This window comes from Streptomyces sp. NPDC056373 (genome assembly GCF_042262425.1).
Lineage (GTDB): Bacteria > Actinomycetota > Actinomycetes > Streptomycetales > Streptomycetaceae > Streptomyces.
In genome coordinates, this window is sequence record NZ_JBHJPX010000021.1 from 106,211 (window position 1) to 119,382 (window position 13,172).

At 72.9% G+C, this 13,172-nt stretch carries 11 protein-coding genes; 4 read left to right on the forward strand and 7 right to left on the reverse strand.

The genetic code is table 11. From position 1 onward, the window contains the following. Positions 1-93: 93 nt before the first annotated feature. Positions 94-630, forward strand: coding sequence for a cysteine dioxygenase (locus ACFCXS_RS34740; protein ID WP_376647352.1), 537 nt, complete (start codon positions 94-96; stop codon positions 628-630). Continuing rightward, on the forward strand, positions 627-1,046 hold the full coding sequence (locus ACFCXS_RS34745) for a rhodanese-like domain-containing protein (protein ID WP_376647353.1): 420 nt from the start codon (positions 627-629) through the stop codon (positions 1,044-1,046). Before ACFCXS_RS34740 ends, ACFCXS_RS34745 begins: the two co-directional genes overlap by 4 nt. A gap of 140 nt (positions 1,047-1,186) precedes the next feature. Here ACFCXS_RS34745 and recX read toward each other — a convergent pair whose 3' ends face one another. From recX to ACFCXS_RS34765, 4 genes are all read right to left on the reverse strand, one after another. After that, positions 1,187-2,005 carry a recombination regulator RecX gene (gene recX / locus ACFCXS_RS34750; RefSeq protein ID WP_376647354.1) on the reverse strand — a complete coding sequence of 273 codons (819 nt, stop codon included), beginning with the start codon at positions 2,003-2,005 and terminating at the stop codon, positions 1,187-1,189. A gap of 3 nt (positions 2,006-2,008) precedes the next feature. Next, the gene (gene recA, locus ACFCXS_RS34755) at positions 2,009-3,133 is read right to left on the reverse strand and encodes a recombinase RecA (RefSeq protein ID WP_376647355.1); all 1,125 of its coding nucleotides are present in this window, start codon (positions 3,131-3,133) and stop codon (positions 2,009-2,011) included. 366 nt (positions 3,134-3,499) lie between these two features. Continuing rightward, positions 3,500-4,765 carry an AI-2E family transporter gene (locus ACFCXS_RS34760; RefSeq protein ID WP_376647356.1) on the reverse strand — a complete coding sequence of 422 codons (1,266 nt, stop codon included), beginning with the start codon at positions 4,763-4,765 and terminating at the stop codon, positions 3,500-3,502. A gap of 189 nt (positions 4,766-4,954) precedes the next feature. Beyond that, the gene (locus ACFCXS_RS34765) at positions 4,955-5,149 is read right to left on the reverse strand and encodes a DUF3046 domain-containing protein (protein WP_376647357.1); all 195 of its coding nucleotides are present in this window, start codon (positions 5,147-5,149) and stop codon (positions 4,955-4,957) included. 80 nt (positions 5,150-5,229) lie between these two features. Here ACFCXS_RS34765 and ACFCXS_RS34770 point away from each other — a divergent pair, with 80 nt between their 5' ends. Beyond that, entirely contained in the window at positions 5,230-6,174 is a 945-nt protein-coding gene (locus ACFCXS_RS34770; protein ID WP_376647358.1) for a hypothetical protein, read from the forward strand. Here the strand turns inward: ACFCXS_RS34770 and ACFCXS_RS34775 are convergent, their stop codons facing one another. The 3 genes from ACFCXS_RS34775 to ACFCXS_RS34785 are packed head-to-tail and all read right to left on the reverse strand — an operon-like array spanning position 6,175 to position 8,058. Further along, positions 6,175-6,486 carry an AzlD domain-containing protein gene (locus ACFCXS_RS34775; protein WP_376647359.1) on the reverse strand — a complete coding sequence of 104 codons (312 nt, stop codon included), beginning with the start codon at positions 6,484-6,486 and terminating at the stop codon, positions 6,175-6,177. Further along, complete coding sequence (locus ACFCXS_RS34780) at positions 6,483-7,205, reverse strand: AzlC family ABC transporter permease (protein ID WP_376647360.1); 723 nt, start codon at positions 7,203-7,205, stop codon at positions 6,483-6,485. Before ACFCXS_RS34780 ends, ACFCXS_RS34775 begins: the two co-directional genes overlap by 4 nt. Positions 7,206-7,227: 22 nt before the next feature. After that, a complete protein-coding gene (locus tag ACFCXS_RS34785) occupies positions 7,228-8,058 on the reverse strand; it encodes an AraC family transcriptional regulator (RefSeq protein ID WP_376647361.1) in 831 nt (276 codons plus the stop codon). 181 nt (positions 8,059-8,239) lie between these two features. Here ACFCXS_RS34785 and ACFCXS_RS34790 point away from each other — a divergent pair, with 181 nt between their 5' ends. After that, complete coding sequence (locus tag ACFCXS_RS34790) at positions 8,240-13,159, forward strand: ATP-dependent helicase (protein WP_376647362.1); 4,920 nt, start codon at positions 8,240-8,242, stop codon at positions 13,157-13,159. Positions 13,160-13,172: the final 13 nt, after the last annotated feature.

Genomic DNA, 13,172 nt, shown 5'->3' on the forward strand with positions numbered 1-13,172 from the left:
GCATTCCTCTTCCCTTGTGCGCGCGCCGCGCTCTGTCCGCCGGCTGCCGCGCCTCGCCCGCGAACCCTCATCAGGACCTTCAGGACGGCACCCGTGTCTGTATCCCCTTCTGCCACCCCCTCTGTCTTCACCGGTCCGGCCCCCACCCAGGCCGACCTCTACGACTTCGTGCGGCGCACGGCCGCCGACACCGAGCTGATCGACTCCCTGCCGCTCGACCCGGAGGGCCGCACATGGGTGCGGCTGGACGGGCCCGGTGGCAGCGAAGCATGGCTGATCGGCTGGCCGCCCGGCACGGGCACCGGCTGGCACGACCACGCCGACTCGGTCGGCGCCTTTCTGACCGCTTCGGGCGAGCTCAAGGAGAACTCCCTCGCGGCTCGGCTGCCCACCGACGGCTGGAAGACCCTGGAACTCACCGACGACATGGACCGGGAACGCCGGCTGCGGGCCGGCCAGGGCCGTGCCTTCGGCCGACACCACGTCCACGAGGTGCTCAACGAGTCCCCCGACCGGCACGCGATCTCCGTCCACGCCTACTACCCGCCTCTGCCACAGATCCGCCGCTACAGCCGCAGCGGCCCCATCCTGCGACTCGAGCAGGTCGAGCGACCGGAGGACTGGCAGTGAGCGCCGCACCCGGACCGACGAGCCGTGACACCCGGCCGCCGGTCGGCATCGACGAGTTGCTGGACCGTGTCCGTGCGGACTACGAGCGGATCGAACCGCAGGTTGCGTACGAGGCTGCCCAAGCCGGCGACGCGCTCCTGGTCGACATCCGCTACGCCGCCCTGCGCGATCGGGACGGCCTCATCCCCGGCGCCCTGGTCGTCGAGCGCAACGAACTGGAATGGCGCCTGGACCCCCAGGGCAGCCACCGTCTCCCCGAGGCCACGAGCCACTCCCTGCGCATCGTCGTGATCTGCAACGAGGGCTACGCCTCCAGCCTGGCGGCCCGGTCCTTGCACCAACTGGGCCTGCACCGGGCCACGGACCTGGTCGGAGGCTTCCAGGCGTGGCGAGCGGCGGGGTTGCCGGTGGAGTGAGAGCGAGGGCCTGCCGCAGTGCGGGCAGGGCCGCTGTTCCGCCTCGGCGTCCTGCCAGGGGAAGCGGCGGCAGTTGCTCGGCGGGGCCACGCAACCGCTTCGGGGGCGCCGACCTCGTTCCATCGGCGATACGCCCCCCCTCAGCCCCCCTCGTCCTCGAGAAACTCCGTGTCCTCTCCCTCTTCCTCCAGCGCCTGCCGGACCACCCGCAGGGCCATGCCCTCGGGGTAGCCCTTACGGGCGAGCATGCCCGCGAGGCGGCGGAGGCGTTTGTCACGGTCGAGTCCGCGGGTGGAGCGGAACTTGCGTGCGACGAGCTCGCGTGCGGTCTCCTCCTCCTGCTCGGAGTCGAGCTGGGAGACCGCCTCGTCGATCAGCGTGGAGTCGACGCCCTTGGTTCGCAGCTCCCGGGCGAGCGCACGCCGGGCGAGCCCTCTGCCGTGGTGGCGGGACTCGACCCAGGCCTCCGCGAAGGCACTGTCGTTGATGAGGCCTACCTCTTCGAACCGGGAGAGGACCTCTTCGGCGGCGTCGTCCGGGATCTGCCGCTTGCGCAGGGCGTCGGCGAGTTGCTTGCGGGTCCGTGGGGTCCCGGTGAGCAGGCGCAGGCAGATCGCCCGTGCCCGCTCGACCGGGTCTCCCTCGGGTGCCTCCTGCTCGGTCCTCGACGAGGAGAGGGCACCTCCGTCCTCGGCGTCGGCCGCCGCCTCACCGAAGCCACGCCGACGACGACCGCGCCTGCCGCGCGGCCCGCCGTCACGCGAGCCGCCTGCGGATGAGCCGACCTCGTGCGGCCCGGTGTCCTCCCCGTCTCCGTACAGCCGGCCGCCCTCGGGTGGGGTGTCCCCGAAGCCGTCCACCTCGTCCACGGCCGAGCCCGTGTCACCTCCGGTGCCCCTCCCCCGTGGGGCACCGGAGGCGGCGTACTCGTACTCCGCCCAGTCGGTTCGCCGTGTCACAGGTCAGCTCTTGGCTGCGGCGGCCTTGGACTTGGCGGTCTTGGCCGGTGCCGGTGCCGGGACACCCGGTGCCGGGTCGGCCGGTGCGGAGGCCGCGGCGTCCGTACCCGGCTCGGCGGCCGGCTCCTCGGGGCGCACGCCGACGCCCAGCTTCTCCTTGATCTTCTTCTCGATCTCGTTGGCCAGGTCGGGGTTGTCCTTGAGGAAGTTGCGCGCGTTCTCCTTGCCCTGGCCGAGCTGGTCGCCCTCGTAGGTGTACCAGGCGCCGGCCTTGCGGACGAAGCCGTGCTCCACGCCCATGTCGATCAGACCGCCCTCGCGGCTGATGCCCTGGCCGTAGAGGATGTCGAACTCGGCCTGCTTGAAGGGCGGCGCGACCTTGTTCTTGACGACCTTGCAGCGGGTGCGGTTGCCGACCGCCTCCGTGCCGTCCTTCAGGGTCTCGATGCGGCGGATGTCGATGCGCACCGAGGCGTAGAACTTCAGCGCCCGGCCACCGGTCGTGGTCTCGGGGGAGCCGAACATCACGCCGATCTTCTCGCGGAGCTGGTTGATGAAGATGGCGGTGGTCTTGGACTGGTTGAGCGCGCTGGTGATCTTCCGCAGGGCCTGGCTCATCAGGCGGGCCTGGAGACCGACGTGGCTGTCGCCCATCTCGCCCTCGATCTCCGCGCGCGGGACGAGCGCGGCGACGGAGTCGATGACGATGAGGTCGAGAGCGCCGGAGCGGACCAGCATGTCCACGATCTCCAGGGCCTGCTCGCCGTTGTCCGGCTGGGAGAGGATGAGGTTGTCGATGTCGACGCCGAGCTTCTTCGCGTACTCGGGGTCGAGAGCGTGCTCCGCGTCGACGAAGGCGACCTGGCCTCCGGCCTTCTGCGCGTTCGCCACCGCGTGCAGCGTCAGGGTGGTCTTACCGGAGGATTCCGGTCCGTAGACCTCGACGACGCGGCCGCGCGGCAGGCCGCCCACTCCGAGGGCCACGTCGAGGGCGGTGGACCCGGTCGGGATGACCTCGATGGGCTCGTTCACCCGGTCGCCCATGCGCATGACCGCGCCCTTGCCGAATTGCCGTTCAATCTGTGCGAGCGCGGCATCCAGGGCCTTCTCGCGGTCGGTTCCTGCCATGGGTTCCACCCGATTTGCTTGAGTCGATCGCTTCACGTCAAAGACGCTAACGCCTGCCACTGACAACGGGCCCCGACGCACGTCCGGCCTGTGGATAACTCGGGCACTTCTCTACCCAAAGTACGTCGAAATGCCCTTCGTTGAGCCTCGCCGGTGCCTCCATGGGAATGGATGTTCGATTTTGGTGTCAAGCGCACCACGCGGCACATCCGGAACCCGGCCGGTGCCGTCCGTTCCGTGTCCGGGCACGTGCTGTCGGGCCTTCCCCCGAGGGCCACCTCCATGCCTCGCGCAGGCTGCCGCCCGATCGTCGGCGGCCTGGCCGGATCGCAGGCGGCAAGGTCGGTCAGCCCGCCGGCGGCCAGGTCAGGAGGAGTTCTGCCCGGGCCCCCGGCCCTCCGGCCGATGCGGCTCGCGGCGCCGTTCCCACAGTCCCTTCGCGCGCGCGAGGAGGCCCGGTCCGTCTCCCCGCCACCGGTGGCCGTGCACCCGGGGGTCGTCCGTGACGTCGTAGCGCTTCACGTACGCCCCGAGGAAGGCCTGGAGCGTGGCGACGGCGGGGATGGCGATCAGCGCGCCGACCGCGCCGAGGAGGGCGGTTCCGGCGATGACCGAACCGAAGGCGACGGCGGGGTGGATGTCGACGGTCTTGGAGGTCAGCTTGGGCTGCAGCACGTAGTTCTCGAACTGCTGGTAGATCACGACGAAGATCAGCACCCATAGCGCGTACCAGGGGTCCACCGTGAACGCGATCAGCATGGGCAGGGCACCCGCCAGGTAGGTGCCGATGGTGGGGATGAACTGCGACACCAGCCCGACCCACACGGCGAGCACGGGCGCGTAGGGCACGCCCAGGGCCTGGAGCAGGACGAAGTGGGCCACGCCGGAGATCATGGCCATCAGGCCGCGGGAGTAGATGTAGCCGCCGGTCTTGTTCACGGCGATCTCCCACGCGCGCAGCACCTCCGCCTGGCGGGCGGGCGGCAGGACCGAGCAGATCGCGCGGCGCAGTCGCGGGCCGTCCGCGGCGAAGTAGAACGAGAACAGGGCGATCGTGAGCAGCTGGAAGAGGCCGCCGATGACCTGGGCCGACACGTCCAGGACGCCGGTGGCGCTGTTCTGGACGTAGTTGCGCAGCCAGCCGGAGCGGAGCAGGCCCTCCTGGATGTCGACGCGCTTCAGGTCGGTGTTGAAGTGCGTGTTGATCCAGTGGATGACGGAGTCGAGGTACTCGGGGAAGCCCTCGATCAGCTTGATGAGCTGATCCGCGAGGACGGAACCGAGCAGGGTGACGAAGCCTGCCGACAGGATCATCACGCCGATGAAGACGATGAACGCGGCGAGCCCTCTGCGCAGGCCGCGCGAGGCCATCCAGCTCACCGCGGGCTCTATGGCGAGCGCCAGGAAGAACGCGATGAGGATGTTGACCAGCAGACCGGTGAGCTGGTGGAAGGCCCAGCTGCCCAACTGGAACACCGCGACGAGGGCGAGCGCGAGCACCATGGCGCGGGGCAGCCAGCGCGGCATGCGGCCGTTCGTCCCGGCCCCGCCGACCGGGGGCCGGACAGGCGGTGTCGTACCGGAAGCTGAGGGCTGCTGGGCTGCCTGCCCGGTCTCGTCAGTGGGTGCCACGGTCCAAGTCTCGCCCACGCCACCGACGGCCGTCTGCCCGGCTGCGATCTTCGTGACCGGTCGGCCTCGTCCGGGAGGGTCCTGCCGGGTCGGCGGGTGCTCCCCCGGACCAGCTGCCCGGCATCGCCGTCGGCTGAGGAGGCCGGACGGCCTCCTCAGCCGACGGCCTCCGGGGCGCACCGGCGACGGTCAGCGCCGCTCCCGGGGCACGTCCATCACCGAGCAGACCACCTGCCAGACCTCCTTGGCGTCCCAGCCGGCCGCCAGCGCCTCGTGCACCGTGCGCCCGCCGAGCTCGGACATCACGTGGTCGCGCGCGAAGTTTTCGGCGTAACCAGGACCGAAGTGCTCCGCCATTCGCTGCCAGAAGACCGTCAACCGCATGACTCCAGTATCCCGCCCCTGGGGGTGGGCCTGAGCCGGGACCGCCTGCCGGCGCCGCTTCGCGCCCTACGGTCTGACCCATGGCCGAAACCGGAGCTACCGAACTCCCCCCGACGCCCCCGCCGCACAGCCCCGTCACACGCGCGGAGCGTTTCGTCTGGCTCACCGCGCGCGTGCTCGAGCAGCGCCGCTTCGCCCACCACTTCCGGGGCGCCGCCGCAGATCCGGTGGAGACCGCCCTGGACGCCTACCGCAACGAGGACGGCGGGTACGGCCACGCGCTGGAGCCCGACCTGCGCGGCCCGGTCAGCCAGCCGCTGCACACCGCGCACGCGCTGGGCGTACTGGACGCGGTCGGACGCTGCGCCGGCCAGCGGGTGGAACGCATGTGCCGCTACCTGACGTCCGTCTCGACCGCGGACGGCGCCCTCCCGGCGATCCACCCCAGCCAGCGCGACTACCCCACGGCCCCCTTCGTGACGGTGGTGGACGACCCGCCCAGCGACCTGCTGGCCACCGGGCCGGTGGTGGGCCTGCTGCACCGCAACGAGGTGTGGCACGCCTGGCTCTTCCGGGCCACGGACTTCTGCTGGCGGGCGGTCGAGTCCCTGGAGACGTCGCACCCCTACGAGATCGAGGCCGCCGTGGTCTTCCTGGACTCCGCACCGGACCGCCCGCGTGCGCAGGCGGCCGCCGAACGTCTCGGCCGCCTGGTCCGCAAGCACCGTCTCGCGGCCCTGGACCCCGACGGCCTGGACTCCTACCCGGTCTCTCCCGGCTACGCCCCGGCGGAGCACCACTTCCCGTACGACTACGCGCGGACACCGCGCTCGCTCGCGCGCGCGTGGTTCACGGACGACGAGATGGCCCGGTCCCTGGACCACCTCGCGGCGCAGCAGCAGGAGGACGGCGGCTGGCCCGTCCGGTGGCGCCACTGGGCCCCGGCTCCCGCCCTGGAGGCCCGCCCGCTCGTGACGATCGAGGCGCTGCGGGTGCTCAGCGCGTACGGCCGCGTCATCGACTGATCAGCCCGCTCCCAGGGCCCGGACCCCCGCGGTCACCAGCACGGCCGCGGCCACGACGAGGAGGAACGGGGCGCGCAGCACCAGCGCCACGGCGGCGGCGGCGAGTCCGGCGGCCCTCGCGTCCAGCACCAGCGACTGCCCGTCGGCGAAGGTCTGCTGGGCCGTGAGGGCCGCCAGCAGGGCGACGGGCAGCAGGGCGGCGAGACGCTTGACGAGGGGCCGCTCGAGGGCCCCCGCGGGCACGAGGAGGCCCGCCAGCTTGACGGCGTAGCACCCGAGGGCGGTCGTCCCGATCGCGATCCAGACGTTCACCGCGCGTCCCCCCGTCCGTTGCGCCGGCCGTCCGCCCACAGCACCACCGGCGCCGCCAGCGCGGCCAGCAGCACCGGCACTCCGCCGGGCAGCACGGGCAGCAGCCCGAGCCCCAGCAGCACGGCGAGCGCGGCGACGGCCCGCTCGCTGCCGGTCTTCAGCATCGGCGCGAGCAGCGCCAGGAACACCGCGGGCCCGGCGGCGTCCAGTCCCCACGCGTCGGTGTCGCCGATGGCCTCTGCGCCCAGGGCACCGAGCAGCGTGGTGAGGTTCCACAGGATGTAGAGGCATAGTCCGGTCACGGCGAACCCGAGCCGCGCGGCACGCCGGGTGGGCTGGGCGAGTGTGACGGCGGCCGTCTCGTCGATCACCCACTGCGCGGCGAACGGCCGCACCAGGCGCGGGAGGGCCAGCAACTGCGACAGACGCAGGCCGTAGAAGGCGTTCCGCACGCCCAGGAAGAAGGCGCCGGCGGCGGCCGTGAACGGGCTTCCCCCGGCCGCGAGAGCCCCCACGAGGGCGAACTGGGACGCCCCGGTGAACACCAGGAGACTGAGCGTGCACGTCTGGAGCAGCGTGAGTCCGCTGCCGGCCGATGTCACGCCGAAGGCGAAGCCGGACAGCCCGACGGCCACCCCGACGCCAAGGGCGTCGCGCACGACCGCCCGATCCGTCTTCCCACCGATGTCTGCGTCTTCGAGAACTGTTGGATCTGCCACGCCCGCACGCTACGGGCCGCGGCTAGCCGAGGTCTTGTACGTTCTTGCGCTCCCGCTGATAGGCCCCGGGAGGCACGCCGACCATCCGGCTGAAATGCCGGTTGAGATGCGGCTGGTCGGTGAACCCGACCGCCAGGGCGGCCTCGGAGGGAGCCGTCCCCGTGTCCAGCAGCCGCCGCGCCCGCCGTACCCGCGCGTCCGTGAGCCAGGCGTGAGGCGGCATCCCGTAGGTGTTCCGGAAAGCCCGCAGCAGGGCGAACGGGCTTGTCCCGAGGTCGGCCGCCAGCCGCTCCAGGGTCGGCGGACATGCCATCCGCTCCTCCAGCACACCACGCGCGCGTGCCGCGATGCGGGCTCCCGCCGTCCGCACCTCCCGCCGTGGCAGGGGCCCGCCGTTCAACCGCAGCAGCCTGGTCACGGCGACCCGCAGCAGGGTGTCCGCGGCCAGCGCGTTGCCCTCGTCGGCGGCCCGCAGCACCTGGTGCACCAGTGACGCGGCGTAGGGGTCGTCCACCACCGGGCTGACGAATCCCGGTGTCCCGCGCAGCCCGGTCGTCTCGGCCGCTATCTCGGCGACCACGTCGGGCGGCGGGTACACGGCTCCGTACCGCCACCCTTCGGGCACCCCGGCCCGTCCGGTGTGGGGTGTATCGGGATTCACCAGCGCGAGAGCCCCGGCTCCCGCGTACTGGTCGCCCCCGCCGTGGTGGAACACCTCCACGCCGTCGGCGATGGCGGCGATCACGAAGTTCTCGTGCGTGTGCCGCACGAAGGTCTTGTGCACGTAGCGGGCCCGCAGCAGATCGACTCCGGGCAGCTCGTCGTACTGCCAGTGCCGTGCGCGCTCGTTCATACGCCCATTGTCCGGGGCCTCGGCCGCCCCGGCCCACCCCCGTCGGCCCGGCTCGTCCGTACACCCATGACCCTGGCCGCCCCTGGCCTCCCCCGGCCCGTCGGCGGCCGCACTCGCGGCGAAACGGCAGGCCAGGAGGCGTCGAGGCCCCGTTGTCAGTGCCGAGGTGCACGATGGACGCATGCCCAGCAATGCGCACCGAGCCCTGGACGGCTTCTCCCCCGCGACCCGAGCCTGGTTCACGGGTGCCTTCTCCGCGCCCACCTCGGCGCAGGCCGGTGCGTGGCAGGCCATCCAAGAGGGCTCGGACGTGCTGGTCGTGGCCCCGACCGGCTCCGGCAAGACCCTGGCAGCATTCCTGGCCGCCCTGGACCAACTGGCCTCGGCGCCTCCCCCCGCCGACCCCAGGAAGCGCTGCCGTGTCCTGTACGTCTCCCCGCTGAAGGCCCTGGCGGTGGACGTCGAGCGCAACCTGCGCAGCCCGCTGACGGGCATCCGGCAGGAGTCGGTACGCCTCGGCCTGCCCGAACCCGAGGTCAAGGTGGGCATCCGGTCGGGTGACACCCCCGCCGCCGAGCGCCGCGCCCTGTCGACCCGCCCGCCGGACATCCTCATCACGACCCCGGAATCGCTGTTCCTGATGCTGACGTCCGCCACGCGCGACGCACTGGCGGGTGTGGAGACGGTGATCCTCGACGAGGTGCACGCGGTCGCCGGCACCAAGCGCGGCGCCCACCTCGCGCTCTCTCTGGAGCGGCTGGACGACCTCCTGCCGAAGCCCGCCCGCCGCATCGGCCTGTCCGCGACGGTCCGCCCGGTGGACGAGGTGGCCCGTTTCCTCTCCCCCCGCCGCAAGGTGGAGATCGTCCAGCCGGAGTCCGGCAAGGAGTTCGACCTGTCCGTGGTCGTCCCGGTCGAGGATCTGGGCGAGCTGGGCGGTTCCCCGGTCGCGGACGGCCAGGAGGGCGCCGAGCGCCCTTCCATCTGGCCGCATGTGGAGGAGCGGATCGCCGACCTCGTCCAGTCCCACCGCTCCACGATCGTCTTCGCCAACTCCCGCCGCCTCGCGGAACGCCTCTGCAACCGGCTGAACGAGATCGCGTACGAACGGGCCACGGGCGAGCCCCTCGACGAGCACCACTCCCCGGCCGAGCTCATGGGCGGTTCGGGAGCGGCCCAGGGCGCTCCCCAGGTCATCGCCCGCGCCCACCACGGCTCGGTGTCCAAGGAGCAGCGGGCCCTGGTCGAGGAGGACCTCAAGGCCGGCCGTCTGCCCGCGGTCGTGGCCACGTCCAGTCTCGAACTGGGCATCGACATGGGTGCGGTCGACCTGGTCGTGCAGGTGGAGTCACCGCCCTCGGTCGCCTCCGGCCTGCAGCGCGTCGGCCGGGCGGGGCACCAGGTGGGCGCGGTCTCCACCGGGGTGGTCTTCCCGAAGTACCGGGGCGACCTCGTACAGGCGGCGGTGGTCACCGAGCGCATGCGCACCGGCTCGATCGAGTCGCTCAAGGTCCCGGCCAATCCCCTGGACGTCCTCGCCCAGCAGGTGGTCGCCATGACGGCCCTGGACACCTGGCAGTTCGACGATCTCCTCGCCGCCGTCCGCCGGGCCGCCCCCTTCGCCTCGCTGCCCGAGTCGGCCTTCACGGCGGTCCTCGACATGCTGGCGGGCCGCTACCCGTCCGACGCGTTCGCGGAACTGCGCCCGCGCGTGGTGTGGGACCGGGTCACCGGCGAGATCACCGGCCGCCCCGGCGCACAGCGCCTCGCCGTCACCTCCGGCGGCACGATCCCCGACCGCGGCCTCTTCGGCGTCTTCCTGGCGGGCACCGATCCCAAGAAGGGCGGCGGCCGGGTCGGCGAGCTCGACGAGGAGATGGTCTACGAGTCCCGCGTGGGCGACGTCTTCACCCTCGGCACCAGTTCCTGGCGCATCGAGGACATCACCCGCGACCGCGTCCTGGTCTCCCCCGCCCCGGGCGTGCCGGGCCGGCTGCCCTTCTGGAAGGGAGACCAGCTGGGCCGACCGCTGGAACTGGGCCGGGCGGTGGGCGCGTTCCTGCGCGAGGTCGGGTCACTGCCCGAGGAGGACGCGCGCCTGCGTCTCCTCGCCGCCGGGCTGGACGCGTGGGCGGCGGACAACGTGCTGTCGTACCTGGACGAGCAGCGTGAGGCCTGCGGTCACATCCCGGACGACCGGACGATCGTCGTGGAGCGCTTCCGTGACGAGCTCGGCGACTGGCGCGTGGTCGTGCACTCCCCCTTCGGCGCCCAGGTGCACGCCCCCTGGGCGCTCGCGCTCGGCGCCAAGCTGTCCGAGCGGTACGGCATGGACGCGCAGGTCATGCACGCCGACGACGGCATCGTGCTGCGCCTGCCGGACGCCGACCTCATGGGCCTGGACCTGCTGGACCAGGAGCCGGTCACGATGGGCCGGGAGTACGACGCCGAGCAGGCCCCCGTGGGCGCGGCGGACGTCGTCTTCGACAAGGGCGAGGTCGACCAGGTCGTCACCGACCAGGTGGGCAGCTCGGCCCTGTTCGCCTCCCGATTCCGCGAGTGCGCCGCCCGTGCGCTGCTGCTCCCGCGCCGCAATCCGGGCAGGCGCACCCCACTGTGGCAACAGCGGCAGCGCGCCTCGCAGCTGCTGCAGGTGGCGAGCGAGTTCGGCTCGTTCCCGATCGTCCTGGAGGCGGTCCGCGAGTGCCTCCAGGACGTCTTCGACGTGCCCGGTCTCGTCGAGCTGATGGGCGACCTGGAGTCCCGCAAGGTGCGCCTGGTCGAGGTGACCACCGCCGAACCGTCCCCCTTCGCGCGCTCCCTCCTTTTCGGCTACGTCGCCCAGTTCCTGTACGAGGGCGACTCCCCGCTGGCCGAGCGCCGCGCCGCCGCCCTGTCGCTGGACTCGCGGCTGCTGGCCGAGCTGCTGGGCCAGGCGGAGCTGCGCGAGCTGCTCGACGCGGAGGTGCTCACCGAGCTGGAGCGGGAGCTGCAGTGGCTCACCGAGGACCGTCGCGCCAAGGACGCCGAGGGCGTCGCGGACCTCCTGCGCCTCCTCGGCCCCCTCACCGACGCGGAGCTCGCCGAGCGGGGCGCCGAGCCGCAGTGGGCGCAGGAACTCGCCGGTGCCCGCCGCGCCATCCGGGTCCGCGTCGCGGGCGCGGACCACTGGGCGGCGATCGAGGACGCGGGCCGCCTGCGCGACGCGCTGGGCACCGCCCTCCCGGTCGGCGTCCCGGAAGCCTTCATGGAGCCCGTCAAGGACCCTCTCGGCGACCTCCTCGCCCGCTACGCCCGCACCCACGGCCCGTTCACCTCTGCCACGGCCGCCGCGCGCTTCGGCCTGGGCGTCGCCGTCACCGAGGGCGCCCTCCAGCGGCTCGCCGCGGCGGGCCGGGTCGTCCAGGGCGAGTTCCACCCGGCCGGGATCGGCCAGGAGTGGTGCGACGCGGCCGTGCTGCGCCGGTTGCGCCGTCGCTCCCTGGCGGCCCTGCGGCACGAGCTGGAGCCGGTGCCGCCTGCAGCGCTGGCCCAGTTCCTCCCCCAGTGGCAGCACATCGGCAAGGGGCACTCCCTGCGCGGCATCGACGGGCTGGTCCGGGCCATCGAGCAGGTCCAGGGCGCGTCAGTGCCGGCCTCCGCCCTGGAGAAGCTGGTGCTGCCCTCCCGGGTCGTGAACTACACCCCGGCGATGCTGGACGAGCTGACCGCGGCCGGAGAGGTGGTCTGGGCGGGGGCGGGCTCCCTCCCCGGCAAGGACGGCTGGGTCTCCCTCTATCTGGCGGACGCGGCCCCCCTGCTCCTGCCGCCCCCGCACCCCCTGGAGCTGACCGCCCTGCACCAGTCCGTCCTGGACACCCTCTCCGGCGGCTACGGCCTGTTCTTCCGCCAGATCGCCGACCAGGTCCGCGCCACCACCCATCCCGAGGCCGGCGATCCCCAACTGGCCGACGCTCTCTGGGACCTCGCCTGGTCCGGCCGCCTGACGAACGACACACTCACCCCGATGCGCTCCCTGCTCGGCTCGGGCCGCACCGCCGGCTCGACGGCCCACCGCGCCAAGCGCTCCGTCCCGCGCGGCCGCTACGGCTCCCTGACGGCCGCGGCCCGCGCCTCGTCCCGTTCCGGCCCGCCGACGGTGGCCGGCCGCTGGTCGCTGCTCCCGGCCCACGAACCGGACCCCACCGTGCGGGCCCACGCGCTCGCCCGCACTCTCCTCGACCGGCACGGCGTGGTCACCAGGGGCGCGGTCTCGGCGGAGGGCGTAGAGGGCGGCTTCTCGGCGACGTACCGGGTCCTGTCCGTCTTCGAGGAGAGCGGGCAGGCCCGACGCGGCTATGTGGTGGAGGGCCTGGGCGCCGCACAGTTCGCGATGGACGGCGCGGTGGACCGCCTGCGCGCGGTGTCGAACGCCCGGGACCGCGGCGCCGACCTGCCCGGCCCGCCCCCCGGCCCGGAGCCGGACCCGTTCCCCGCTCATGACTTCGCCGCCCCGGACGACGATCCCGCTGCCTCCCACGACCACACCGGCGACCCCGGCCCCGACGTCTTTCCCGACATGGTCCCCTCGTACGACATCCCGAAGCCGTCCCCGGGTGAGTGGGTCTCGCCACGCGACCACCCCCCGCAGGCCGCCCCGTCCTGGCAGAACGGCGGTCGCGCCGGGTACGACCAGGGCTTCACGGGCCGCCACAGCCGCCCCGACGGCGCTTCACGGGCCGTCGTCCTCGCCGCCGCCGACCCGGCGAACGCGTACGGCGCCGCCCTGCCCTGGCCCGAACCACCTAGCGGCGCCGGGCACAAGCCGGGCCGTAAGGCGGGCTCCCTGGTGGTCCTGGTCGACGGTGAGCTGACGCTCTACATGGAGCGCGGCGGCAAGACCCTGCTGGCCTGGCCCGCCCACCCGGACGGCGATCCCGCCGGCGACCCCCGGCTGCACAGTGCCGCCGAAGCCCTCGCCGCGGCGGCCCGCGCGGGCTCCCTCGGCACGGTCACGGTGGAGCGCGTCAACGGCGCCCAGGCCCTCACCTCCCCCATCGGCACCCTTCTGGAAGGAGCAGGGTTCATCGCGACCCCCCGGGGACTGCGCCTGCGTGCATGAGGGCCGGCCGGCC

Excerpts from the sequence above, each read along its gene's own strand:
- recA (WP_376647355.1), bottom strand. The coding sequence starts at position 3,133 with ATGGCAGGAACCGACCGCGAGAAGGCCCTGGATGCCGCGCTCGCACAG.
- ACFCXS_RS34765 (WP_376647357.1), bottom strand. The coding sequence starts at position 5,149 with ATGCGGTTGACGGTCTTCTGGCAGCGAATGGCGGAGCACTTCGGTCCT.
- ACFCXS_RS34770 (WP_376647358.1), top strand. The coding sequence starts at position 5,230 with ATGGCCGAAACCGGAGCTACCGAACTCCCCCCGACGCCCCCGCCGCAC.
- ACFCXS_RS34785 (WP_376647361.1), bottom strand. The coding sequence starts at position 8,058 with ATGAACGAGCGCGCACGGCACTGGCAGTACGACGAGCTGCCCGGAGTC.
- ACFCXS_RS34790 (WP_376647362.1), top strand. The coding sequence starts at position 8,240 with ATGCCCAGCAATGCGCACCGAGCCCTGGACGGCTTCTCCCCCGCGACC.